26 protein-coding genes and 1 pseudogene are annotated in these 24,085 nt (G+C 57.8%); 7 read left to right on the top strand and 20 right to left on the bottom strand.

Annotated elements, in window-relative coordinates:
- Positions 1–269: 269 nt before the first annotated feature.
- Positions 270–1,175, top strand: a complete 906-nt coding sequence (locus Electrica_RS16150; protein ID WP_131048413.1) for a GGDEF domain-containing protein — start codon at positions 270–272, stop codon at positions 1,173–1,175.
- 5 nt (positions 1,176–1,180) lie between these two features.
- Here Electrica_RS16150 and Electrica_RS16145 read toward each other — a convergent pair whose 3' ends face one another.
- Positions 1,181–2,014 (bottom strand): helix-turn-helix transcriptional regulator, encoded by an 834-nt coding sequence (locus tag Electrica_RS16145; protein WP_131048414.1) that lies wholly within the window; start codon positions 2,012–2,014, stop codon positions 1,181–1,183.
- Between the two features lie 248 nt (positions 2,015–2,262).
- Here Electrica_RS16145 and Electrica_RS16140 point away from each other — a divergent pair, with 248 nt between their 5' ends.
- Positions 2,263–3,030, top strand: a complete 768-nt coding sequence (locus tag Electrica_RS16140; RefSeq protein WP_131048415.1) for a phytanoyl-CoA dioxygenase family protein — start codon at positions 2,263–2,265, stop codon at positions 3,028–3,030.
- Between the two features lie 627 nt (positions 3,031–3,657).
- Here the strand turns inward: Electrica_RS16140 and Electrica_RS16135 are convergent.
- The 5 genes from Electrica_RS16135 to Electrica_RS16115 form a co-directional block, all read right to left on the bottom strand.
- A complete protein-coding gene (locus Electrica_RS16135) occupies positions 3,658–3,999 on the bottom strand; it encodes a PTS fructose-like transporter subunit IIB (RefSeq protein WP_131048416.1) in 342 nt (113 codons plus the stop codon).
- Between the two features lie 15 nt (positions 4,000–4,014).
- Positions 4,015–4,890: a [formate-C-acetyltransferase]-activating enzyme gene (locus Electrica_RS16130; protein WP_141964952.1), complete on the bottom strand. Its 876-nt coding sequence runs from the start codon at positions 4,888–4,890 to the stop codon at positions 4,015–4,017.
- A complete protein-coding gene (locus tag Electrica_RS16125) occupies positions 4,856–7,153 on the bottom strand; it encodes a formate C-acetyltransferase (RefSeq protein ID WP_131048418.1) in 2,298 nt (765 codons plus the stop codon). The genes Electrica_RS16130 and Electrica_RS16125 overlap by 35 nt, the downstream gene beginning before the upstream one ends.
- Before the next feature lie 140 nt (positions 7,154–7,293).
- Entirely contained in the window at positions 7,294–7,614 is a 321-nt protein-coding gene (locus tag Electrica_RS16120) for a PTS fructose-like transporter subunit IIB (protein ID WP_100685738.1), read from the bottom strand.
- A gap of 20 nt (positions 7,615–7,634) precedes the next feature.
- Complete coding sequence (locus tag Electrica_RS16115) at positions 7,635–8,711, bottom strand: PTS fructose transporter subunit EIIC (RefSeq protein WP_100685737.1); 1,077 nt, start codon at positions 8,709–8,711, stop codon at positions 7,635–7,637.
- 308 nt (positions 8,712–9,019) lie between these two features.
- On the opposite strand from Electrica_RS16115, the gene ptsP reads away from it, so the two are divergent.
- Positions 9,020–11,521: a phosphoenolpyruvate--protein phosphotransferase gene (ptsP, locus tag Electrica_RS16110; RefSeq protein WP_141964951.1), complete on the top strand. Its 2,502-nt coding sequence runs from the start codon at positions 9,020–9,022 to the stop codon at positions 11,519–11,521.
- Between the two features lie 288 nt (positions 11,522–11,809).
- Here ptsP and Electrica_RS16105 read toward each other — a convergent pair whose 3' ends face one another.
- Positions 11,810–11,932, bottom strand: a complete 123-nt coding sequence (locus tag Electrica_RS16105) for a small membrane protein (RefSeq protein WP_004860391.1) — start codon at positions 11,930–11,932, stop codon at positions 11,810–11,812.
- Between the two features lie 249 nt (positions 11,933–12,181).
- Here Electrica_RS16105 and Electrica_RS16100 point away from each other — a divergent pair, with 249 nt between their 5' ends.
- The gene (locus Electrica_RS16100) at positions 12,182–12,406 is read left to right on the top strand and encodes a hypothetical protein (protein ID WP_100685735.1); all 225 of its coding nucleotides are present in this window, start codon (positions 12,182–12,184) and stop codon (positions 12,404–12,406) included.
- 17 nt (positions 12,407–12,423) lie between these two features.
- Here Electrica_RS16100 and Electrica_RS16095 read toward each other — a convergent pair.
- The 3 genes and pseudogenes from Electrica_RS16095 to Electrica_RS16085 all read right to left on the bottom strand — a co-directional run.
- A pseudogene (locus Electrica_RS16095) lies at positions 12,424–12,765 on the bottom strand (SDR family oxidoreductase); the annotation flags it as partial.
- Between the two features lie 24 nt (positions 12,766–12,789).
- A complete protein-coding gene (locus Electrica_RS16090; protein WP_141964950.1) occupies positions 12,790–13,584 on the bottom strand; it encodes an SDR family NAD(P)-dependent oxidoreductase in 795 nt (264 codons plus the stop codon).
- A 130-nt stretch (positions 13,585–13,714) separates the two neighbouring features.
- Complete coding sequence (locus Electrica_RS16085) at positions 13,715–14,164, bottom strand: winged helix-turn-helix transcriptional regulator (protein ID WP_131048421.1); 450 nt, start codon at positions 14,162–14,164, stop codon at positions 13,715–13,717.
- 156 nt (positions 14,165–14,320) lie between these two features.
- On the opposite strand from Electrica_RS16085, the gene agp reads away from it, so the two are divergent.
- Complete coding sequence (agp, locus tag Electrica_RS16080) at positions 14,321–15,568, top strand: bifunctional glucose-1-phosphatase/inositol phosphatase (protein WP_141964949.1); 1,248 nt, start codon at positions 14,321–14,323, stop codon at positions 15,566–15,568.
- A 74-nt stretch (positions 15,569–15,642) separates the two neighbouring features.
- Here the strand turns inward: agp and Electrica_RS16075 are convergent, their stop codons facing one another.
- Both Electrica_RS16075 and wrbA read right to left on the bottom strand, forming a co-directional pair.
- Positions 15,643–15,870, bottom strand: a complete 228-nt coding sequence (locus Electrica_RS16075) for a YccJ family protein (protein WP_131048423.1) — start codon at positions 15,868–15,870, stop codon at positions 15,643–15,645.
- A gap of 20 nt (positions 15,871–15,890) precedes the next feature.
- The gene (gene wrbA / locus Electrica_RS16070) at positions 15,891–16,487 is read right to left on the bottom strand and encodes an NAD(P)H:quinone oxidoreductase (protein WP_100685730.1); all 597 of its coding nucleotides are present in this window, start codon (positions 16,485–16,487) and stop codon (positions 15,891–15,893) included.
- A gap of 382 nt (positions 16,488–16,869) precedes the next feature.
- Here wrbA and Electrica_RS16065 point away from each other — a divergent pair, with 382 nt between their 5' ends.
- Complete coding sequence (locus Electrica_RS16065; RefSeq protein WP_100685729.1) at positions 16,870–17,043, top strand: con-10 family general stress protein; 174 nt, start codon at positions 16,870–16,872, stop codon at positions 17,041–17,043.
- Positions 17,044–17,146: 103 nt separating this feature from the next.
- On the opposite strand, the gene rutG is transcribed toward Electrica_RS16065, so the two are convergent.
- Genes rutG through rutA form a run of 7 tightly spaced genes read right to left on the bottom strand, consistent with a single transcriptional unit; the run spans position 17,147 to position 22,568 of the window.
- On the bottom strand, positions 17,147–18,469 hold the full coding sequence (gene rutG, locus Electrica_RS16060) for a pyrimidine utilization transport protein G (RefSeq protein ID WP_131048424.1): 1,323 nt from the start codon (positions 18,467–18,469) through the stop codon (positions 17,147–17,149).
- 21 nt (positions 18,470–18,490) lie between these two features.
- Complete coding sequence (gene rutF, locus Electrica_RS16055; protein ID WP_131048425.1) at positions 18,491–18,985, bottom strand: NADH-dependent FMN reductase RutF; 495 nt, start codon at positions 18,983–18,985, stop codon at positions 18,491–18,493.
- 9 nt (positions 18,986–18,994) lie between these two features.
- Positions 18,995–19,585 carry a malonic semialdehyde reductase gene (locus Electrica_RS16050; RefSeq protein WP_141964948.1) on the bottom strand — a complete coding sequence of 197 codons (591 nt, stop codon included), beginning with the start codon at positions 19,583–19,585 and terminating at the stop codon, positions 18,995–18,997.
- A gap of 14 nt (positions 19,586–19,599) precedes the next feature.
- The gene (gene rutD / locus Electrica_RS16045; RefSeq protein ID WP_142255918.1) at positions 19,600–20,385 is read right to left on the bottom strand and encodes a pyrimidine utilization protein D; all 786 of its coding nucleotides are present in this window, start codon (positions 20,383–20,385) and stop codon (positions 19,600–19,602) included.
- Positions 20,379–20,774 (bottom strand): pyrimidine utilization protein C, encoded by a 396-nt coding sequence (rutC, locus tag Electrica_RS16040; RefSeq protein ID WP_131048427.1) that lies wholly within the window; start codon positions 20,772–20,774, stop codon positions 20,379–20,381. Before rutC ends, rutD begins: the two co-directional genes overlap by 7 nt.
- Positions 20,767–21,477 (bottom strand): pyrimidine utilization protein B, encoded by a 711-nt coding sequence (gene rutB, locus Electrica_RS16035; RefSeq protein ID WP_141964947.1) that lies wholly within the window; start codon positions 21,475–21,477, stop codon positions 20,767–20,769. The genes rutC and rutB overlap by 8 nt, the downstream gene beginning before the upstream one ends.
- A complete protein-coding gene (gene rutA / locus Electrica_RS16030; RefSeq protein ID WP_131048443.1) occupies positions 21,477–22,568 on the bottom strand; it encodes a pyrimidine utilization protein A in 1,092 nt (363 codons plus the stop codon). The genes rutB and rutA overlap by 1 nt, the downstream gene beginning before the upstream one ends.
- 283 nt (positions 22,569–22,851) lie before the next feature.
- Between rutA and rutR the strand changes: the two genes are divergently transcribed.
- Positions 22,852–23,490, top strand: a complete 639-nt coding sequence (gene rutR, locus Electrica_RS16025) for an HTH-type transcriptional regulator RutR (RefSeq protein ID WP_131048428.1) — start codon at positions 22,852–22,854, stop codon at positions 23,488–23,490.
- Here rutR and Electrica_RS16020 read toward each other — a convergent pair.
- Positions 23,487–23,882 carry a lysozyme inhibitor LprI family protein gene (locus Electrica_RS16020; protein ID WP_141964946.1) on the bottom strand — a complete coding sequence of 132 codons (396 nt, stop codon included), beginning with the start codon at positions 23,880–23,882 and terminating at the stop codon, positions 23,487–23,489. The two genes, rutR and Electrica_RS16020, sit on opposite strands and share 4 nt — an antisense overlap.
- Positions 23,883–24,085 lie beyond the last annotated feature (203 nt).

The raw sequence follows: 24,085 nt of genomic DNA, 5'->3' as shown, positions 1-24,085 counted from the left end.
GCGAGCGGCGGCAGCGAAGGGGGATTTTTACCCGAAAATAGCACGAAATGATAAATGTGCGGATGATGAACTCTATACCATCCGCGGCACTGACCCCGTCGCCATGGATTGGTAGTCAGTTGGAATAATTCCGCGGGGTCAGTCTGTTCTTCTTGTCAAGCATCGATGATACCCTTAACCCTCAGATAATTATCATTTTTACTCGCTGAAAATTCCCTGGTCGTTATGTTACCTTGTGAAAAGATTTGCTGCAGACGAGAGACGTGCCGATGCTGAATTCAGAAAAGAATATTAATATAAATGCGCAGTCCTCCCGTTCCTGGATGAACCTTTTCCCCGCATTGCTGGTGATTATCGCCGTTTCCACATTGTGCGTTGTGATTTCAAAACCCTTAGCTTCATGGGACCTCATCTTCACCAACGCCGGGCTGTATATTGATCTGTTAGCCCTATTGTTCCTGGTGTTTATGCTATGGATTTCGGCAAAGGTCAGAATGAGCCATGTCGCGGTGAACTGGGTGCGCAACGGACTGCTGCTCTGGATAGCCGGCGGCACCTTTGATTTCATGGACGAAATATTTGTCCAGCCGAGATGGATGGGCTATTACTGCGAAGATCTGCTCCGCCTCTCCGGCATGCTGATGACGACCATCGGCATCTACAAAATTATCGAGCGTATTAACGTGCTGTATGTCGACGCGCGTTCTCAATCGTTAAAAGACGAGCTGACCCAACTGCCTAACCGGCGCTTTTTCATTGATACCATCCGGGAAAAACAGGGCCACCAGCTGGCGCTGATGATTCTGGACATCGATTTTTTCAAGAAGATCAATGATACCTACGGCCATCTGGTGGGCGATGAGGTGCTTTTCGCCTTGGGTAAACAGCTGGCAAAATTAACCAGCGATAAAATTCTGCCGTCCCGGATTGGTGGCGAAGAGTTCGCCATTATTGTTGACGGGATGTCGGCCGAAGAGGTGCGCGAGCTGGCGCAGTCGATTCTGGAGAATGTCCGCTCGATTCTGATTAATCGCGATTATCCGCTGTCGGTAAGCATTGGCGTCGGCATGCGTGAAAAAGATGAACCGCAGGATGTGTTTATTAAGAAGGTGGATGAGGCGCTCTACCAGGCTAAACATAACGGCCGTGGACGCGTGGAGTGGGCCGCATCCTGAGGCCGCTATCCCTGCTGCGCGCTGCGGCAGTGGCGGCGATATTCGGAAGGCGAGCGTTCGGTGTAGCGTTTAAACACCCGGCAAAAATAGTTGCTGTCGACAAAACCGCAGTTGTGGGCAATCTCTTTGACTTTTAAATCGTAGCCCCGCAGCAGTTTTTTGGCCTGCTCCAGCCGCACGCGGGTCAGGTATTCGTTAAAGCCGACGGAACCTGATTTCTGAAAAATGTGCGACAGGTAGTTTGGCGTGATATGAAAACGTTTCGCCACCGATTCGCGGGTTAATGGCTGGCTGAGATTCTCCTCCAGATAATCCTGTACCGCCATAAACAGATCGCGGCTGCGGCTGACCCGCATCTCCAGTCCGACCAGCTGTTCAAGGCAGTGACTCAGCAGCGCCGACACCACAAGCCGGGCGGTGACCGGGTCTGGCTGCAGACATATTTCGTTCAGCGCCAGCAGCAGATAAGAGCCTACGCGCGGCCCCAGGCGGGCGACGCTTTGCTTCTCCGTTCGCAGCTGTTTGCCGTCCCAGCGCTGGATGCAAAACCCCAGTTTTTGCCTGCCGAATAAAATACTTAAGGTCGATGCCGGACCGGTCCACTGCGGACAGGTCCATTTTCCCGCCGGTACATAAAGCACTTGCGATGTTACCAGCCGCATATCGGACAAGGGTAAGCCGTTCTCCCGAAGCTCCCCCTCCAGCACAATTTCCAGACGTGGAAATGCGACCTGATAGGCCAGTTCCGGGAGCGAAATATCCGGTTCCGGGAACCTGACCCGCAGCCTGTCTTTCTGATTGATCAGACGATTTAAAATATCCGGCAGATCTTCAATCATCCTTCACCCCGAGAGCGAACTATTATCCCGTTGAATATAATCTATTTCATACCCGCAGATCTCTTTTAGATAGCCTGATTGAACGCGCAGAGCCGACCTGCGGCCGTCTGCAGCTCAGAGTTTGATGAACATCACACTTTGTCTCCCCGCGTACGGATGTCCAGTTTTTCGTAGGAATCGCCTCATGTATTTCCCCTGGCCGACGATTAGAGTTTATTTCGTGTTATCGAAAGGTTAAGGAAAAAAATATGGAACATCAATCTGCTGTCTATCTGGATGCCCTTGGCGCCAACATCGCCTTATCCGATAAAATGAAACTGGAGCTGGATACGCTTGGCTACACCGTGGTGCATCATCTGGCCGACCCGGCGTGGCTGGCGGCGATGCGCGAGCTCATCGACGTGCTTGTCGAGAGCGAAGGGGACAACCTGGCCATGGAACACCATCAGGAGGCGACTGCAACGCGGATTGCCAATCTGGTGAATAAAGGGGTGATTTGGGAGAAGGTGTGGTCTCATCCGCTGGTGCTGTCGGCCTGCCGCTATATTTTTCAGGGCGACTTTAAAGTGTCCAGTCTGAATGCGCGCGAGGCGCTGGTTAACGGCGGCCACCAGCCGCTACACGCCGACTGGAAAAAACCGCGTCCCGATTTTCCCAAAGTGCATCTGGTGAATACCATTTGGGCGATCGATGATTTAAGCGCTGAGAATGGCGCTCCGCGAATTATTCCCGGCACGCATCTACGTCCGGAGCTGCCCGAAGAGGTCCTGAGCGACCCGGAACTGCCGCACCCGGAGGAGGTGGTATTTGCCGCCCCGGCGGGAAGCGTGATGATTTATAACGCACATACCTGGCACGGCGGAACCTGTAATACCACCGGCAGCAGAAGACGGGTGCTGCACGGTTTATACATCGACCGTCAGGACAATGCGCAGCAGGACCAGCGGCGCTGGTTAAAGCCGGAAACAGCCAGCCGCCTGACGCCGGCGCAAAAATGGCTGCTGGATGTGGAGTAACTTCCCTGGCGCCAGAAACTTGTCGTCCCGGTATCAAGTCACCCGGCATCAATTGTCGGCATGGTATCAAGTTGCCCATATCGAGTAGCCCCGGTAAGCGCAGCGCCACCGGGGAAAGGTTCCCGGGCGGCGGGATAACCCCATTGCCCGGGCTACATCCGGCATCAATTGTCGGTCCGGTATCAAGTCACCCATATCGAGTAGCCCCGGTAAGCGCAGCGCCACCGGGGAAAGGTTCCCGGGCTGCGGGATACATCCCTTGCCCGGGCTACATCCGGCATCAATTGTCGGCCTGGTATCAAGTTGCCCGGTATCAAGTAGCCCCGGTAAGCGCAGCGCCACCGGGGAAGTTCCCGGGCGGCGGGATAACCCCTTGCCCGGGCTACATCCGGCATCAATTGTCGGCCTGGTATCAAGTCACCCGGTATCAAGTAGCCCCGGTAAGCGCAGCGCCACCGGGGAAAGGTTCCCGGGCGGCGGGATAACCCCATTGCCGGGTTACGGTCCGGCACAGATTGTCGGCCCGACATCAATTGTCACCCCGATGGCGCTGCGACGCTGTTCGGGCGACAAAGCGGCTGAGGCTAGCGGTTCTCGCCCCTGGGAGTGGAATAGCCCACTTAATTCTCAGGGGATATCTAAATAGACGATCGGTTTTTTCATGATGCTTTTTACCGCTTCAGCGATATGCTGCGGCTGGAGTAAAAACGTTTTGATGCTGGTTTTAATCGTGCGGTGGCCGCAAAAGCGCTTTGCGTCGTCGATTTCAATATCCGTGACCAGCAGCACGACATCGGCCCGGGCAATATCGTCAGGGGTGATTTTATTCTCAATCCCCAGCGCCCCCTGGGTTTCGATTTTGATCTGCCACTTTTCATGGTGGCCGACTTTTTGTAAACGTTCCGCCGCCATATAGGTATGGGCCACACCGCTCACGCAGGCCGTAACCGCAACGATCTTGAGATCCATAGCATCCTCCGGGCATTAGCCGCCGACAGTTACGCGAAAACCAGCTTGTTCAGCCATGATAGTGAATCGGTTAATTTCTGCTGCCGATGGCGCCTCGACCGTTGCCATCGCCCATCGCTTGCCGAGCAGCGAGTATTTCGGCTCGCCATATTGATGAAACGGCAGCAGATGAATGTCAGGCAGCGCAAACGGTGCCAGGAAGGAGAGAATCTGGCTGAAGTTCTTTTCACACAGGGTAAAGCCAGGAATGAGCGGCACCCTGGGGATGACGTGAACGCCATTTTCCACCAGCCGGCGGAAATTTTCCAGCACCCGAGGGAGATCCATGGCAAGCAGTTTTCTCGCCTGCCCGGGATCGATGATTTTCAGATCAAACAGCACTTCGTCGCACGCCTGGGCAAGAGGATAAATGCGGCTGAAGGTGGCGTCGCCCGCCGTTTCTATCGCCGTGTGGATCCCCCACTGGCGCAAGGTGCGTAAGAAGCGGGTGGCAAACCCGGCCTGCATGAGCACCTCTCCGCCCGATAGCGTCACGCCGCCGCCTGAGGCGCGAAAAAAAACCTCATCTTTCAGGACCTCTTTGAGCAACGCTTCCTGAGTAACATCGCGGCCAATCTGCTCCCATGCGCCGGAAGGGCACTCTTCGACGTCCTGCTGGCAGCGCGCGCAGTGGAGGCAGCGGCTTTCCCGACGCACGGTTTCAATTTTGGGCGAGAGGGATTCCGGGTTGGCGCACCACGGACAGGTGTGCGGGCAGCCTTTAAAAAAGACGATGGTTCTGATCCCCCGGCCATCGTTCAACGAGTAGCGCTGGAGATTGAAAATGCGCGCCCGGTCGGCGCGCGTCTCGATAACGTCACAGTTGATGCGTGGTGCGGTGGATAATGTCATCCTGGATCTCCTTCGATAACTCCACAAAGAAGGCGCTGTAGCCCGCGACGCGTACCACCAGACCGGCGAAATCCTGAGGGCGCTGCTGCGCTTCCCGCAGCGTCTGCGCGTTGACCACGTTAAACTGGATATGCTGAAGCTTCAGACGGGTGAAAGCCTGTAAGAAATCGGCCAGCTTATTGAGCCCGCTCGCTCCGCTCAGGGTCGCCGGGGTGAACTTAACGTTGAGCAGTGTACCGTTGGAGAGCAGGTAGTTATCCAGCTTGCTGACCGATTTCAGGACCGCCGTTGGCCCCTGTGAATCCTGGCCGACCATCGGCGACAGCCCGCCATCGGCTAGCTGCTCACCGGCCAGGCGACCGTCCGGGGTCGCGCCAACCACCGAGCCGAGCGGAACGTGCGCTGAGACAGTGTACGAACCGGGGGTGAAATGGCCGCCGCGCGGGTTGCGATACTGCTCCACCTCTTTACAGTAAAAGCGCAGCAGGTCGGCGCTGATATTGTCCACCTCGTCAATATCGTTGCCATATTTTTCAAAGCGATGAACCAGGCGGGCGCGGATTTGCTCGCCTTCCGGCGTCTGGAAATTCGCCTTAAGGACCTGAATCAGCTCGTCATAGCTCATGCGCTGCTGGTCGAAGACCATCCCCTTGAGCGCATGCAGGGAGTCGCTGAGATTGGCGATACCTATTCCCTGAACGCCGGAAAAGTTGTAGCGTGCGCCGCCTTCGGTGATGTCCTTGCCATGCAGCGCGCAGTCCTGAATAAACGAGGAGAGCAGGGGAACCGGTGCCTGATTCCGGTGGCCGAGGTCGCAAATGTTGCTGCCTTCGACCATCAGCTTGATGTAGTAGCGGGTTTTCTCGCGGATCTGCTGAATCAGCCCGTCCCAGCTGATATCGGGATTACCTTCATTCTCCAGCATCACGATCTCCATCACCTTCAGCAGGTTGAACATCGCAATATCGTGCAGCCCGTAGGTGCGCCCGGGGATAGAGAGCTCGACGCAGCCGACGACGGCATAATCCCGCGCATCCTCCAGCGAGACGCCGCGATTGAGAAAGGCCGGAATCACCACTTCGTCGTTGAAAATTTGCGGGATCCCGGTGCCGAGGCGGATCGTTTCCGCCGTTTTGTGCAGGAACGGGCGGTCAGTCAGTTCGTTGACGCGCACCCCGAGATTGGGCTGCGGCAGACGGACGTTCTGGTAGGCATCCAGCGCAAGAAAGGAGAGCACGTTTACCGCGCTGCGCCCGGTCTCGCTCAGGCCGCCGAGCAAGGCGGTGTAGCCCGTCGGGAAGCCGGCAAAGTAGCGGGCGCTGCTGGATGAGCGCAGCAGGACGATATCGTTGCACTTGACCCACAGCGATTCCAGCAGCGTTTTCAGAAACGCGGGATCCTCGCCGCGGGTTAACGACGCCTGATAAAACGGCAGCATATACTGGTCAAAACGGCCAAGCGAAATAGAACTGGCGTTGGACTCGTACTGCAAAATGATGTTCATGTACCAGAACAGCTGACAGGCCTGCCAGAAATTTTCCGGGCGATGCCCGGCGTTATGGCGCGAATGGGCGGCAATCGTCTCCAGCTCCTCGCGTCGCTGCGGATCGTCGCAGCGGCGGGCCATCTCAGCGGCGAGGGTGGCGTAACGCAAAATGTGGCGCTGTGAGGCCGCCAGTAAAATCACCACCGCCCGATAAAAATCGTTCTCCGGATGCTGCCGGGCCAGGTTTTCCATTTCCGCCGCCAGCGCCGCCAGTCCTTTATTCAGCAGACGCGGATAGTCAATAATGATGTGCCCCTGGCCCTTGTCGGTCTGGTTGACGCTGAAAATCTGCGTGCGCACCGCCGCTTTTACCTCATCGGTCATCTGAGCGTTAATGACATCTTTCATCGAGCGTTTTTCCCAGTACGGGAACAGGGCTTCGCGGTAGATGCGCTTGTCTTCGTCGCTGATGGCGAAGCGATCCTGTGGCCGAGTGGGGAACCGATCCAGCTCGTTAAGCAACCAGTAGGGGTCCATCTCGGGCGAGACGATGCCGGCGCGCGGTTTGATTGTCCGGTTGCCGGCGATCAGTTCGTCATCGCGAATCGAAATCTGTACATGGTCAAGGATCCAGGCGGTGGCCTTCGCCCGACGAATCATCGTCGGCTCACCCTCGGTGCGTTGGTGGCTTTCGGTATAGAGCAGGGCGCGTTCGAGCGATATTTCCCGAGGGTGAGCGAACAGGCTCGCGATTAAGCGTTGGGTACGATTGGTCATGACAAACTCCATATGAACGCCTTTCTCCACGTGCGGGTTGAGGCAATTCGCGACGCGGTTTGCGCACGGACTGCCGGTCACCATGACGCTCGTGGAGCAAGGCGTTGAGTCGCGCGCCGCATCGCCGCGCGCGATGGTATTCAGGCTTTCTGCGAAAGATGACTGTCGATTTTGTTCATAATGGCGTCAGCCCGCTTCACGGCATCGCTGATATTGACGCGAACGATGGTTTTACCGGCAAAACGCTCTTCACACTTGATGCCGATATCTTTGGTCAGAATCACGATATCGGCGCTGGCGACATCGTCTGCCGACAGCTCATTCTCAATGCCGATGGAGCCCTGGGTCTCCACCTTGACCTGCCAGCCTTTGGCTCTGGCGGCACTCTCCAGCGACTCCGCTGCCATGTAAGTGTGTGCGACTCCGGACGGGCAGGCGGTAACGGCGATAATGCTGGTCATAAACGACTCCTTCTGACGTTTCAGTTAATTTCGAAATCAAGATCCAGTTCGTCATTGGCTTTGGCTTCTGGCGCTTTCTTCTTCGTGAGAGCTTTAAGCACGATGACGCAGGCGGCGCAGACAAATGCCCCGACCAGCAGGCCGATGATGAACCCGCCTTTACCCTGAACCACCGGCAGGACAATCAGTCCACCCCAGCCGGCGTAGCATTGAACGCCGAGCAGAGCGGTCGTCACGCAACCGCTGGCGGCGCCAATCATGATCGACGGGATAACGCGCAGCGGGTCGGCGGCCGCGAAGGGGATGGCGCCTTCCGATATGCCAACGCAGCCCATGACCAGGGCGGCCTTGCCCGTTTCTCGCTCCTCCGGTGTGAAATATTTGCGACCGATCAGCGTCGCCAGACCCATGCCCAGCGGCGGCACCGCGATCCCGACGGCAGCGATAGCCACCACGGTATACACGCCCTGGGAGACGCAGATCAGCATGAAGGCGTAGGCCACTTTATTGACCGGGCCACCCATGTCGAAGGCCAGCATCAGCCCCATAATGATGGCGAGGAGCACGATGCTGCCCTCGCGCATGCTTTGCAGCCAGGTCGTCAGACTGGCGGTGAGCGCGCCGACAGGCTCTCCCAGCCCCCACATCATGATCCCGGCCGTAATAAAGGTGCCGATAATGGGGATCACAAAAATGGGCATCACGGAGCGCAGTACTTTGTGGACGGGGATTTTCTTCAGGTAGTAAACCACCAGACCGCCGATCATCCCGGCGATCAGGGCACCGAAAAAACCGGCGCCAAAACTGTTGCCGACCCACGCACCAATGGCGCAGGGCGCCAGCGCCGCGCGGTCAGAAATGGAGTAGCCGATATAGGCCGCCAGAAAAGGCACCATCAGGGTCAGTCCGGCGACGCCAATATCAAACAGTTTTTTCAGGTTGGGATCCGTCGCGCCATCGGGCACGGCGCCCTTGCCGTACAGCATGACCGAGACGGCGAGCAGGATCCCCCCGGAGACCACAAAGGGGATCATATGTGAGACGCCGGTCATGAGATGCTGGCGTGTATTTTTTAGTATTTGCACCAGTTCGTTCATTGCTTGCTCCTGAGCGCGGTATCGCTCGTGACAGTATTGTTGCTTCAACAGTAGGAAAATGGCGGGGGAGAAAACAGTAGAGAAAAAGTGCATTTACTGGATATTTGTAAGATGCGCGCGAAATTGCGATCCATCTCAAATCTTAAGTGATATAGGGTCAGATCATGACAAAAAGAGAGATTTGTGATGCGGAACAGAAAAAAGATCTCTGTGTACAATTTTCCAGTAATTCACTCTTTTCTCGCGTAGTCCCGGCCGCGTGCTTTCTTTACCGTTGAGGCCATGATGTCTTGCTCAGGAGAAAGCCAATGGCCCATGTCATTAAATTTCGTTGCGATTTGCCAAATGGCGTCCACGCTCGTCCGGCCAGTGTGGTGGAAACGCTATGCAATACCTTTGTGTCTGCTATTGACTGGTGGAATACGCGCAGCGACCTGCGCGGCAATGCGAAAAGCGCGCTGGCCATTATTGCAACCAACACCATACAGGGCGATGAGTGCCAGTTAATGATCAGCGGTGAGGATGAGCAGCGGGCGTTTGCTGCGCTGTCGGCATTTATTGACGATCAATTTCCGCACTGCGATACGCCGTTGCCGACGGCGGAAAGCATGGAGGTTCAGCCGGTTCCGGAATCGCTGTCGCGGCTGAATCCCCTCCTGTTCCACGGACTGCCGGTGTGTGCCGGGAGCGCAGGGGGCATGCTTATCCATCTGAAATCCTTCGATCTGCGCGACCCGGGCCCGTTGCCTGCTGCCGGGAGTATTGAGCACGAGCAGGCGCAGCTGGATCAAGGATTGCTGCTGCTGGTCAAAAATATCGAGCTGCGGCTGCTGGATAACGACGGAACCGCCGGCGCCATTCTGGAGGCGCATCGTTCGCTGGCGACGGATGCTTCTTTACGCCAGCATCTGCTTGGCGGGCTGCTGACCGGCCAGAGCTGCGCGCAGGCGATTGTCGCCAGCGGCGAGCACTTCTGCGCTCAGTTCAGTGGCTCCGGCAACCGCTATTTACAGGAGCGAGTGCTGGACGTACGCGATGTCTGCTTCCAGCTCCTGCAGCATATCTACGGCGAATCCCGTTTCCCGGCCCCGGGTAAGCTGACCGTCCCGGCGATTTGTCTTGCCGATGAATTAACGCCCAGCCAGTTTCTGGAACTGGATAAAACGCGGCTGAAAGGCCTGCTGCTGAGCAGCGGCGGGACCACCTCGCATACCGTGATTCTGGCGCGTTCTTTTAATATTCCGACTCTGGTTGGCGTGGAGATGGCGGCGCTGCAGCCGTGGGTGGGGCAACCGGTATACATCGACGGCAATGCCGGGCTGGTGGCGGTGAACCCGGATGAAGCGGTGACGCGTTACTACCAGCAGGAGGCCTGGGCTGCGGCGCAGTTACGTCATCAGCAGCAGGCGTGGCTTGATAAAGACGGAGTGACAAAAGATGGGCTGCGTCTGGAGGTGGCGGCCAATATTGCCCACTCCGTTGAAGCCGCCGCAGCGTTTGGCAACGGCGCGCAGGCGGTGGGCCTGTTTCGTACCGAAATGCTGTATATGGACCGGCCCGGCGCGCCGTCTGAAGATGAACTTTATAATATTTTTTGCCAGGCGCTGGAACCGGCGAACGGTCGCAGCATGATTATTCGCACGATGGATATCGGGGGCGATAAGCCGGTGGCCTATCTTAATATCCCGGCGGAAAACAACCCCTTCCTCGGCTATCGCGCGGTGCGAATTTACGAAGAGTACCAGACGCTGTTTCGCACGCAGCTCAGGGCCATTCTGCGTGCCTCGGCGCACGGTCCGCTGAAAATTATGATTCCGATGATCTCCTCGATGGAGGAGGTTTTGTGGGTGAAAGAAAGACTGGCCGAAGCCAGGCAATCCCTGCGCGATGAACATATTCCGTTCGATGAGAAAATCCCGTTGGGTATCATGCTGGAAGTGCCGTCGGTGATGTTTATCATCGACCAGTGTTGCGAAGAGATCGATTTTTTCAGTATCGGCAGCAACGACCTGACGCAGTATCTGCTGGCGGTGGATCGCGATAACAGCAAGGTCAAGCGCCACTACAACAGCCTCAATCCGGCTTTTTTGCGCGCGCTGGACTACGCCGTGCAGGCGGTACATCGCCAGGGGAAATGGATCGGCCTGTGCGGTGAACTGGGGGCGAAAGGCTCGGTGCTGCCGCTGCTGGTGGGGCTTGGGCTGGATGAACTGAGCATGAGCGCGCCGGCGATCCCGGCGACGAAAGCGCGTCTGGCGCGGCTGGACAGTCGGGCCTGCCGTCAGCTTTTGAACCAGGCCATGCAGTGTCGCACCTCGCTGGAGGTGGAACACGTATTAGCCCAGTTCCGCATGACCCAGCAGGATGCGCCGCTGATTACCACGCAGTGCATTACCTTAAACAGCGACTGGCGCAGCAAAGAAGAGGTGCTGAAAGGCATGACCGATAATCTGCTGCTGGCGGGGCGTTGCCGCTACCCGCGTAAGCTGGAGGCCGACCTCTGGGCGCGTGAAGCGGTATTTTCGACCGGGCTGGGCTTCAGCTTTGCCATTCCGCACAGCAAGTCGGAGCATATTGAGCAGTCCACCATCAGCGTGGCTCGTCTGGCCCGGCCGGTGGCGTGGGGAGATGACGAAGCGCAATTTGTGATTATGCTGACCCTCAATAAGCATGCCGCCGGAGATCAGCATATGCGTATATTCTCTCGTCTGGCGCGGCGCATTATGCATGAGACGTTTCGTCACGCGCTGGTCACCGCCGACAGCAGCGAGGCCATCGCCGGGTTATTACAGCGCGAGCTGGAGCTGTAGTTCGCAGCGGAGAATCCCCCGGTTGCGCGGTGCTTACCGGGGCTACGGATCGGCGTCGCCTGCGGTTTTATTGGTTTTGTTGCCCGGGTGAGGCGCTGATGTATCTGGCGTGGCTGACCCGTTGTTTTCGCCGCAGTGCGATGCTTACAAAGCGGAGCTGGTCGGGGAGTCGTCACCGTTCAGGCCGGGCAGGAAGAAAAGAATAAAAGCAGGCATAATGCCTGCTTTTATTCTTTTGTGATGCGTCGTGACACAATGTGGCGGCGCAACGTGGCGTATCGAGAGGGGCTATTTTTTCTTCTTATGGGTCGGGAGCTGGCTGGCGCGGCGTTCTTTGACGTATGACACCAGACTGTAAATCGCCACTCCCAGCAAAATGACCGCGACAACAATGAGAATAATACCAGACATAAGCGATCCTGGGCTTGAGTTGAAAACCATGAACTCTATTAAGTTACGTGTAAGATAGCATCAGGATGTGTCCGAAATATGACTCGCTTTTTTGTTAAAATCGAAAAAAAATCAGAATGATAAAATCATACTGACCGGCGCAGCAGCGCCGTTTTGTCGGGCGGGTAACACTCCGTTAAGTGATTTTACAGACGTGGGATCCGCAGGCTGATACCCTGCATTTGAGTAAGAATTGTCTGAGAGTAATGCATGCGTAATCAACATATCGTCGGCCTGGTTGGGCTGACTCTTATCCTGGCTTCATTTGCCGTCGCGGCGGAGCCCGATCGCCAACAAACCCGCGAACGCATCGTCGATCAGGTGCTAAAACCTTGTGAAGGTAAAAAAGCGGGAGACAAAGTGGTGATGGTCGATCGCCGCGGCGGCGAACATGAGGCCATCTGCACGCTGGCGGCGGTACCGCTACCGGAGTAACGCCCGCCGCCGTCGGGTCAGAGATTTCCCGTACCGCCATCCACCCGCAGTTCGCTGCCGGGTACGTAGCTGGACTCATCCGATGCCAGATACAGGGCGGCGTTGGCCAGCTCCTGCGGCGTGCCCATCCGTCCTGGCGGCACCAGGTTTTTGATCTCCTCCTGCAGGTCGCTCAGGGCCTGGGCGCTGAGGCCCAGCTTATCCAGCGCCGGTGTGTGCACGGGACCCGGACTCAGGCCATTCACCCGGATACCACGCGGCAGCAGCGCCTGCAGCAGGAAGAACGGGCCTTTGAGGTTGAGATTCATCAATCGATCCCACTCCGCTTCGCCCCAGTCGCCGAAGGGGGCGTGGATGACCAAGCACGGCCACCAGCTCAAACGTTAACTCCGGCGATAGCGCGGCGCCGGCTGGCCGTTGCGCGCGCTGCCAAACAGCGCGAGTCGCGCCTGGTCGAAATGACTCCAGAGCGCCAGATCGTGGACCGGCGGCAGGGTGATATTTTCGCCCTGATCAAGCCCGCTGAGCGCCGCGTCTACCAGATCTTCCGTGGTCATCACCGAGCCAGCGGGCAGCGCGTCAAGTGCGACGCCGGAGGTCGGCCACAGGTCCGTCGCGGTTGCCGCCGGGAGTACCGCCTGAATACGCAAACCGCTGTCGGCAAACTCCTCCTGAAGCGCACGGGTAAAGCTCAGCACCCACGCCTTGCTGGCGCTGTAGACGGCGCTGCCCGGTAGCGCATGCAGCGCAAGGATTGAGGCGATATTGATAAGCGTCCCCTGACCGCGAGGGCTGAAGGCGGCCAGTGCGGCATAGCTCAGGCGCAGCAGAGCGGTGGTATTCAGGGTATGAATCATTTGATGCTCGCGCACATCCGTGGTCAGCAATCCTCCCATTTTCGCCGTGCCGGCGTTGTTAATCACCAGCGCGATCGTCGGATCTGCCTGCAGACGCGCTTCAACGGCGCGGATACCGCTCTCTTCGCTCAGGTCTGCCTTTAGCACGTCGGACCGGATGCCATACTGGCTTTGCAACTCTTTGGCGAGGGCCTGCAAACGTTCTTCGCGGCGCGCGACCAGAATCAGGTGATAGCCGCGAGCGGCGAGACGTTTGGCATAGAGGGCGCCGATACCGGATGATGCGCCGGTAATTAAAGCGGTATGAGAAGGGGTCGTCATGGCGTTACCTCAAGTAATAAGGTTTCATTATTAAACCAAGTTTAGCATGAGTTAAATAATTTAATAATGCAACCAATTGACGAGGATTATTTTATTATGAGAAATGATTAAAAGTTAATAATAATTAAAATCAATCTATTACTGGAAGTCGGGCGGTAATGTCGTCGGGCTGGAGCGTCCGGCCATCGGCGGCCTGCAGCACCAGTTTGCGCAGCGGCTGGCGCGTGAGATTATCAATTAACACGGTGGCGGGTTCGTCGGGCGTCAACAGATATTCGTCAGCCCATTGCGCCAGAGCCACCAGCACAGTTTGCAGGCCGCGTCCCTTTTCGGTAAGCACATACTCCTGCCACGCGCTGCCGTCCGAAGCGGGCTGCATCGTCAGAATACCTTCTTCCACCAGCATTTTTAGCCGCCCGGCGAGCATGTTTTTAGCAATGCCGAGGTGCTTTTGAAATTCGCTGAAGCGCCGGGTGCCCCCCAGGGCATCGCGGACAATGAGTAGCGACCACCAGTCGCCAATGACGTCAAGTGAGCGGGCAATAGGGCAGTTGCTGTTTTCCAGACGGGTACGTTTCACGAGAGCTCCTGTGGCTTCAGTTGTTTTATTATAAAACTATTTCCCTGGACGGAGAAAAGTTTCTCCCGTTGCGCGAGTTTGCGAGCCGTCGTGCGGAAAAATGTCATCAATTTGTCACAATGTAAGCGATGATAATCACTGACTGAGGATTAAGGGATGCAAAAGAGTCTACTCGCCAGCGTCGTGGCCGGCGCCATATTGTTATCGACGGCAGCCCAGGCAGAGGAACAGACGGCACCGCAGGGCTATCAGCTACAGCAGGTGTTGATCATGAGTCGCCACAACCTGCGCGCGCCGCTGGCCAACAACGGCAGCGTGCTGGAACAGTCGACGCCGAAATCATGGCCGGAGTGGGATGTGCCCGGCGGTCAGCTGACGACCAAGGGCGGCGTGCTTGAGGTCTACATGGGGCACTATATGCGTGAATGGCTGGCTCAGCAGGGGCTGGTCACCCGCGGTGAGTGTCCGCCGGAAAATACGGTTTACGCCTATGCCAACAGTCTGCAACGTACGGTGGCGACCGCGCAGTTCTTTATTACCGGCGCCTTCCCCGGCTGCGGCGTCACGGTGCATCACCAGCCGCAAATGGGCACCATGGACCCGACGTTTAATCCGGTGATTACCGACGATTCCGCCGCCTTCAGCGAAAAAGCCGTACAGGCGATGGAAAAAGAGCGGCAGACCATGCAGCTGGCCGACAGCTACAAGCTGCTTGAAGCGATGACGGACTATCAGAATTCTCCCTCCTGCAAAGAGAAGCAGCCGTGTTCTCTGAGCGATGGCAAAGACACCTTCAGCGCAAAATATCAGCAGGAACCGGGCGTTTCCGGGCCGTTAAAGGTGGGCAATTCGCTGGTTGATGCCTTTACGTTGCAGTATTACGAAGGCTATCCGCTGGATCAGGTGGCGTGGGGCGAGATAAAAACCGACAAACAGTGGCAGGTGCTGTCGAAGCTGAAAAACGGCTATCAGGATAGCCTGTTCACCTCGGCGGAGGTGGCGCGCAACGTGGCTAAACCGCTGGTGCAATATATCGAAAAAGCGCTGGTCAGCGATCCCGCTCAGGCGGCGAAAGTGACGCTGCTGGTCGGGCACGATTCGAATATTGCCTCGCTGTTGACGGCGCTGAACTTCAAGCCTTATCAGCTGCATGACCAGTATGAGCGCACCCCGATCGGCGGAAAAATCGTTTTCCAGCGCTGGCATGATAGCGGCGCCAACCGCGATCTGATGAAAATCGAGTATGTGTATCAAAGCACGGAGCAGCTGCGCAATGCCGAAACCTTAACCCTGCAATCCCCGCCGCAGCGGGTGACCCTGGCGCTGAACGGCTGTCCGGTGGATGCCAACGGCTTCTGTCCGATGGCGACGTTTAAGCAGGTGATGAACGACGCGGCGAAATAGAAAAAACGGACCGGCCATAGCTGGCCGGTCCGGGGATGATTTTACGGGCCCGGCCATGCGCCGGGCACACCGGGTTACACGTTTTTGCGCTCGATGGTCTGTTCGCCCCAGAAAAGGGCGTCTTTATCCGTTTTCGCGAAGGCCAAAGACAGCACTTCATCGCTGCCTTCTTCCCAAATTTTTTCTGCTAGCTTTTCATCGTAATTGGCTAATTCAAAAATCGCTTCGGCGATCTCTAAAGAGGTATTTCGTAAACTTGCCCATTCGCCCACATGGTGGGCTTTCGCTTCTTGAGTTGGCATGCAAATCCTCCTGCTGAAGGTTAGCCGTGTAGTTTAACTGCCAGTCCTGCGACATGTTCACCCTGATAGCGGGCGATCGCCAGCTCTTCCTGACTTGGCTGACGGGAACCGTCTCCGCCGGCGATAGTGGTTGCGCCATACGGCGTGCCGCCGCGCACCGTTGACACATCAAAAAGCTCCTGGGCGCCGTAGCCGATAGGCACAATCACCATCCCGTGATGGGCAAGCGTTGTCCAGGTAGAGGTAATGGTCTGCTCTTGTCCACCGCCGGTACCGGTAGAGCTAAAGACGCTGGCCAGTTTGCCGTACAGTGCGCCCGATGCCCACAGACCGCCGGTCTGATCGAGGAAGGTGCGCATTTGTCCGGACATATTGCCGAAACGGGTGGGGGTACCAAAGATGATAGCATCATACTCTGCCAGTTCCTGCGGCGTGGCGACGGGCGCATTCTGCGTTTTCCCGCCTGCTTTGGCAAACGCCTCAGCTTGCATAGTTTCCGGCACGCGCTTCACGACCACCTCAACGCCGTCGACTTTGTTCGCCCCTTCGGCGACGGCATGAGCCATGGTTTCGATGTGTCCATACATTGAATAATAAAGCACCAGAATTTTAGCCATTTGCATCACTCCTCGGTTGCGTTAAAGACCAGTCAAGCGACTGGTTATCTTTAAAGATAAGGCTTCTGGCTAAGAGTGCAAATCTAACAATCATTTATTTGATTTATAACAAAATTGCAAAGAATGCGTTTGTCGCAAAAAGAAACATCTTTATCTGCCCGCTTTTCATCAGGCATAAGAGCCGCTTAGCGCGGCGCGGGCGACGCTAAATCTGTCGTCGGCGTCAAAATATTACAGAATGTTACTATTTACCTGGTAAATGAGTTTCATTCACTACGCTTAACAGTACGCAATACGAAAAATGGTCATGCCAGATGCCGCCGGGTTGCGGCCTCGTATTGTACGCAGCGCAAGATGATGTCTAACCAAGTGGAGGTCAGTGATGGCAAACCATCGTGGCGGTTCCGGCAACTTTGCTGAGGATCGTGAAAGAGCATCAGAAGCAGGTCGTAAGGGTGGCCAGCATAGCGGGGGCAACTTCAAAAACGATCCCGAGCGCGCCTCGGAAGCAGGTAAAAAAGGGGGAAAAAACAGTCACGGCAATCGTCATAGCTGATCCATGCGGCTGACTGTCTTCAATGTGGCTTTACGCTTCCTGGCGCCAGCCACATCCTCCTCGCCGCCGGCATCCGCCGGCGGTTTTTATTGCCCGCTGAGGTTTAAACGGGAGTGACGTCGGGCTGTTGCGCTTCACGCGCGCGGCGGTTAAGCAGCGCGTGAAGTAAAATGGCGCCGAAGGTAGCCGTACCGATCCCGCCAAGGGTAAAACCGCCCAGCGACAGAGCAAAATCTCCGGCCCCGAGTACCAGCGTGACCGCCACCATGATCAGATTGCTGTTCTGACTCAGGTCAACCCGATTCTGGACCCAGATACGGGCACCGGCGACCGCAATCAAGCCAAAGACCACGATCGACGCGCCGCCGATAACCGGCCCGGGAATGGTGTGGATCAACGCGCCAAACTTCGGCGAAAAACCGAGCAGAATCGCCATCGCCGCGGCGGCAACGAACACCAGGGTGGAGTAGACCTTGGTCACCGCCATCACGCCGATATTTTCCGCATAGGTCGTTACGCCGCTGCCGCCAACCGCGCCGGAGAGCATCGTCGCCAGCCCGTCGCCAACGAACGCCCGTCCCATATAAGGGTCCATATTGCGTCCGGTCATGCCGGCGACCGCCTTCAGATGACCGAGGTTTTCCGCCACCAGAATCACCGCCACCGGAGCTATCAACATCATCGCCTGACCGTCAAAGGTCGGGGCGGTAAAGTGCGGCAGCCCGAACCACGCCGCCTGGTGCAGTAAGGTAAAATCGAGCGCTTTCCCCAGTCCGAAAACATTCGCCAGCAGCGCATACAGCCCACAGGCGACGATCAGGCCGACGAGAATCAGCAGTCGCTGGATCATCCCGCGGGTAAAGACCGCCACCAGTCCGATACAGAGTACGGTCAGCACCGCCATCCAGCCATCGAAGGCGGAGGCGGAGACGCTGTGTACGGCGATGGGCGCGAGATTGAGGCCAATGGCCATCACCACCGCGCCGGTCACCACCGGCGGCATCAGTCGTTCAATCCAGCGGGTGCCGATTTTCATCACCACCACGCCAATCAGGGTATACACCAGACCGCAGGCGATAATGCCGCCGAGAGCGACGCTAAGGTGCGGGTTGAGCCCCTGGCCATTAAAGCCGGTGACGGCAATCACTACGCCGATAAAGGCGGCGCTGGAACCCAGATAGCTGGGTACCCGGCCGCCGGTCACCACGAAAAACAGCAGCGTACCGATCCCGGACAGCAAAATCGCCAGGTTAGGATCCAGCCCCATCAGAATCGGCATCAGTACGGTGGCGCCAAACATGGCGACCGCGTGCTGAACGCCCATGACCATCGTTTGCCCTATGGAGAGCCGTTCATCAGGGGCCACCACGCCGGACGCGGCGGAAGGGGAGGTCAACTGCCAGCGAGGAAAATCGAAAAGTGCCATGATGATATCCCGGGTTTGAGGTTAACAGGCTGGACGCATAAGCGTGTGGTAACCGCGGTCGAACCACATCAGCCCGCGCGGCTCTGGATGTCTGACGATGGCGGCCACTTCGCAGAACAAAATGTCGTGGGTGCCGACGCTGACTATCTGGTTGATACGACAATCGAAACTCACCAGCGCATCCACCAGGCGCGGGCAGCCAGTAAGGCCGGTTTGCCATTCGGCGGCGGCGAAACGTTCCGCCATCGGCGTTTTACCGCCAAAAACGTTGGAGAGCGACTCCTGGCCTGCCGCCAGAGTGTTGACGCACAGCGCCTGATGCTGGTTGAAAGTCGGCCATACCGAGGCGGAACGGTTGAGACAGACCAGCAGCGTGGGGGGCGTATCGGTTACGCTGCAGACCGCGCTGGCGGTAAATCCGGCGCGACCCGCCGGGCCATCGGTGGTAATAATATTGACCGCCGCGCCGACCTGGGCCATGGCGTCACGAAAACTCTGTTTATCCGCTACGGACATAGTGGCTCCTTACGCCAGCTGGCAGGCATCATCAAAGGGCAGGCGCGGCAGGCGGCCATACAGCCGGGTCTCGTCGCCGTAACCGATATTGATCAACAGGTTGCTCTTCCAGCCGCTGTCGGCAAAGAACGCCGCATCGACCTTGTCGCGATCAAATCCCGACATCGGGCCGGTATCCAGCCCAAGCGCGCGGCAGGCGAAAATCAGGTACGCCGCCTGCAAGGAACTGTTGCGAAACGCGGTCTCTTCCGCCAGCTGCGGACTGGAGGTGAACCAGCTGCGGGCATCGCCGTGGGGAAACAGCGTCGGCAAACGATCGTAGAAGGCGCGATCCCAGGCCACGATGGCGGTCACCGGCGCACGCAGGGTTTTTTCGAGGTTGCCGCTGGAGAGCGTCGGGCGCAGCTTCTCCTTGCCTTCCGGCGTGCGGACAAAAACGACTCGCGCCGGGGAGCAGTTGGCGGAGGTCGGGCCCATTTTCATCAGATCGTATATTTCGTGCAGCAGGCTATCGCTGACCGGTTTATCCAGCCAGCCGTTGTGGGTACGGGCGTGAGTAAACAGACTGTCGCGCGCGCTTTGGCTAATGCTTTCGCTCATAGATTCTCCTGATATCAGGCCAGCATGGCGGCCAGCCCGTTGCATAAAATAGGGTTGAAGGTGTCGGCATCGGTCACGTTGCAGGCGTGGCCGCCCCAGGCCATCTCGAAGCGCTGGCTACCCGGTATCGCCGCGTGTAGCGTGCGCGAGCAGGAGGCGGGAACCAGCAGATCGTCATGGGCGCTGATGACCAGGGTCGGGCACGCCACGGCGGACGCCCGGTGAGAAAAGTCGGCCTGCTTCAACGCCTGCAGCCGCTTGAGCAGATTCTCCTTGCCCTGGAAATGGCTGAGCGCAAGCGCATCTTCCGCTTCCAGCCGCGGCATCCGTGCGGCCATCCACTCCGCGGGGTAGAGGAACAAAGGCTGCGCCTCAACCCACGCCTGGGCGCCGCCCGCGTGCAGCAGACGCTCGCGTACCTGAAAACAGCGGCGGGTGTGGGGAGACAGGGTCAGCCAGCCGTTGACCAGCACCAGGCCGCTGACCGCGTCAGGAAAGTCCAGCGCCAGCTGCAGGGCAATCAGCGCGCCAAGGGCGTGCCCCACCAGGGCAAAGCGGGAGACTCCCGCCGCCTGCAGCGCCTGCTTCAGTTCCTGCGCCATGGTTGCCATGCTGTAGTCAGCCGGCAGCGGTCCGGCGTTTTCGCCGGTGCCGTTGTGATCATAGCTCACCAGTTGATACCGTTGCTCCAGCGCCGCGCGCTGCGGCAGCCAGTAGCTGCCCGCGCCGCCGAGGCCGGCGCTCAGCACGACCGTCGGTGCGCCCTCAAAGGGCGCCGGAGAGATATTCAGTTTCATAATGCTGCTTTTCCGATATGGGCGACGGTCGCAATCTCGACCAACGCCTCCGGCTTGACCAGTCCGCACTGGATGCAGAAGCGCGCCGGTTTATCGCCAGGAAAAAACTCGGCATAGACTTCGTTAATCGCGGCGTAGTTTTTCCAGTCGGTGATAAAGATGCTGTTGAACGTCACATCCTCCATGCGGCCACCCGCCGTTTCGATCACCGTTTTGATCGTGTCGAGAACGTGGCGGGTTTGCGCCTTTGGGTCGCCGATGTGCACCACGTTATTTTGCTTATCAAACGGCAGCGTGCCGGAGACATACACCACGCCATCGGCCAGCGTTCCGGGGACAAAAGGGGCGATCGGCGTGGTGGTGCCGGGCGGAATAATGACCTGTTTAGGCATAACGTTTCTCCTCCGGGAAAGTGAGCGGCGCGGCCGGGGACAGCGCATCGCAGAAGCTGGCGACATCGCTGACCCAGCCAAAGAAAGTCTCAATATTGAACAGCGCGGCCTGCTGGGCGAAGGCCGGGCCCGCCTGGTGGGTGGCGTCTTCCAGCACGACGCCGAAGTATTCGAGGAAGAAGCCGTCGCGCAGGGTCGATTCCACGCAAACGTTGGTGGCGATGCCGGTAAAGATCAGATGACGGATGCCGCGGCTGCGCAAAATGCTGTCCAGTTGCGTGTTGAAAAAGCCGCTGTAGCGCGGTTTCGGCAGCACCATATCGCCGGGCTGGGGCTGCAGCTCATCGACCAGCTGATAATCCCAGCCGCCTTTAGCCAGCAGTTTGCCCTGTAGCTCAGGACGGCGGCGCATGGTCTTCAGGGCATTGGATTTGTGGTAGTTCGGCGAACCTGGGCCGCCGGCTTCCATATACTCCTCGTCCCAGCCGTTCTGGAACCAGACGATCAGCATGCCGGCGGTGCGGGCCGCGGCGACGGCGGTGTTAATGTTGTCGATAACCGGTCGGGTGGCGGAGACGTCAAATCCGGCGAGGTCGAGATACCCTCCCTGGCTGGCATAGGCGTTTTGCATATCGACGACGATCAGCGCGCTGTTTTGCGCCGGAAAGGTCAGGGATTCCGGTCGGGCGGAAAGCGTAATCATCAGGCAACCTCGCGGGTAACGGTGGCAATATGGTCGCGGCAGCGCATCAGCGGCTGAATGCGTTCGCCAAAGGCGTCGATGCCGGAAAGAAAATCATCAAACGTGAGCAGGACGCCGTCGGTGCCGGGTACGGAGGCGACGTCGTCGAGCATACGGGCGACGCTGGCGTAGGAGCCCACCAGCGTGCCCATATTGATATTGACCGCCGAGGTCGGATCGGCCATCTGCCGCACGTTGGTATCGCTGCCGGAGCGGGTGTCTTTTTGGCTTTGTTCGGTGAGCCAGGCCAGCGCTTCGTCATCGGCGCCCGCCTTGTAGTGCTCCCATCTGGCGCGGGCCGCTTCGTCGGTTTCATCGGCGATGACCATAAACAGCACATAGGATCCAACGTCGCGGCCGGTCTTTTCCGCCGCCTGCATCATGCGCGCAGCGGTCGGGGCAAAGGCGGTCGGCGTATTGACCCCTTTGCCGAAGCAGAAGTTGTAGTCGGCATACTGCGCGGAGAAGGCCATCCCCGCATCGCTCTGTCCGGCGCAGATAACTTTCATCGGCTGCGACGGCTGCGGGCTGACGCGGCAGTCGTTCATGGTGAAGTAGTCGCCTTTAAAGTCGCTGCGCCCGGTCCCCCACAGATCGCGCAGCACCTGCACATATTCGGTGAGATAGTCGTAGCGGCGGGCGAAGTAATCGTCGCCGGGCCAGATACCCATCTGCTCATATTCCGGTTTTTGCCAGCCGGTCACCAGATTGACGCCGAAGCGGCCGCCGGAGATAGAGTCGATGGTGGAGGCCATGCGGGCGACAATGGCCGGCGGCAGCGTGAGCGTCGCGGCGGTGGCGTAGATCTGGATCCGCGAGGTCACCGCCGCCAGACCGGCCATCAAGGTGAAGGATTCGAGGTTATGATCCCAGAACTCGGTTTTGCCGCCGAAGCCGCGCAGTTTGATCATCGACAGGGCGAAGTCAAAATGGTAGTGCTCCGCTTTCTGGACGATCGCTTTATTCAGTTCGAACGTCGGCATGTACTGCGGAGCATGGGTGGATATCAACCAGCCGTTATTACCAATCGGAATGAAGACACCAATTTTCATATGAACCTCTCTGCAATCGTTGAAGAAGAAGGCGCGCGGCGCTGCATCCTGCATCTCCTGGGTCACCTCGCCAGCAAGATAAAGCAAAGGTGATGCCAGTTTTGCAAACCGTAATGTTATTAATGTGTTGCGCGTTGGTTGCCAAAAATGAAGGCGGAAAAAGTGGACTGAATGGTCAAAATGAGTGCACGAAAAAACGGCAGTCATGCGCAATTGGGGTGCATAAGGTCGTGTCGAGGTTGGGCTTTTGCTATGCTGATGGCGTTGAAAGAAGGAGATAACGATGGCAGAGGGCGCTGTAAAAAAAACCGGGAAGCGTTCGCAGGCGGTGAACGCAAAGAAAGAGGCTATCCTGGCCGCTGCGCTGGACGCATTTTCGCAATTTGGTATCCACGGTACGCGGCTGGAGCAGGTGGCTGAGCTGTCCGGGGTATCGAAAACGAATTTACTCTATTACTACCCGTCGAAAGAGGCGCTGTATGTCGCCGTATTGCAGCAGATTCTCACCATCTGGCTGGCGCCGCTGCGGGCCTTTCGCGAAGATATCAGCCCGCTGGTGGCTATCCGCGAATATATTCGTCTCAAGCTGGAGGTGTCGCGCGATTATCCGCAGGCATCGAGGCTGTTTTGTCTGGAGATGCTGCAGGGGGCGCCGCTGCTGATGGGCGAGCTGACCGGCGATCTGAAAGCGCTGGTTGATGAGAAATCGGCGATTGTTTCTGGCTGGGTCGATAGCGGGAAGCTGGCGCCGGTCGACCCTCAGCATCTGATCTTTATGATCTGGGCCACCACGCAACATTACGCCGATTTTGCCACCCAGATTGAGGCGGTCACCGGCGCAACGCTGCGCGACGAGGCGTTTTTTCAACAAACCGTGGAGAATGTCCAGCGGCTGATCATTGAAGGTATCCGGGTGCGTTAACTGGCGGGGGGAAGCGGACAGCTCTGGTCACCTTCTTCACACTGCAGCAGCGAAGCAAGGAACGATTCGCGCTCAACGGTTTTGTCTGCCATACACTGATTGATGAGCATCGGCTGGACGCTGCCGCCCTCGGCGCCGGAAGCGATGAAGGCGCAGTCGGCGTCGCGCAGCGCTATCCACGCCAGCTGCGCTTTTTTCAACAGTGCCTGCTGTTTACCCGAGGCGCGCTTCAGCGCTTCCTGATAGGTCTGATTCAGCTTGCTATCGGCCGCCTGATATTGTGCTGCCGTACACTGATTCAGCTCAGCCTGATTACCGGCGCTGGCGCATTCGTCCGCCAGGGCATGCCCGCTTGCCAGCAGGGCGACAAGGGCAAGTAACGTTCGTTTCATTGGACCACTCCCATAAAAAAGCTTCCGTCGGGGAGCTTTAATTAACCACAGCCGGCGTCCGGTGTCATTAGCTGCCGTAGGTGCCGTCTGCTTTTCCCGGCGGATTTTCCTGGTGGTTTTTCCCGGGTGCGGCGCGGGGCGCCTTGCCCGGGCGACGGTGGGTTTTCCCGGGGTCGGCGCAGAGCGCCTTACCCGGGCTACAA

This window comes from Klebsiella electrica (genome assembly GCF_006711645.1).
Classification (GTDB): domain Bacteria; phylum Pseudomonadota; class Gammaproteobacteria; order Enterobacterales; family Enterobacteriaceae; genus Klebsiella; species Klebsiella electrica.
This window is presented reverse-complemented; position numbering and strand designations above follow the sequence as displayed.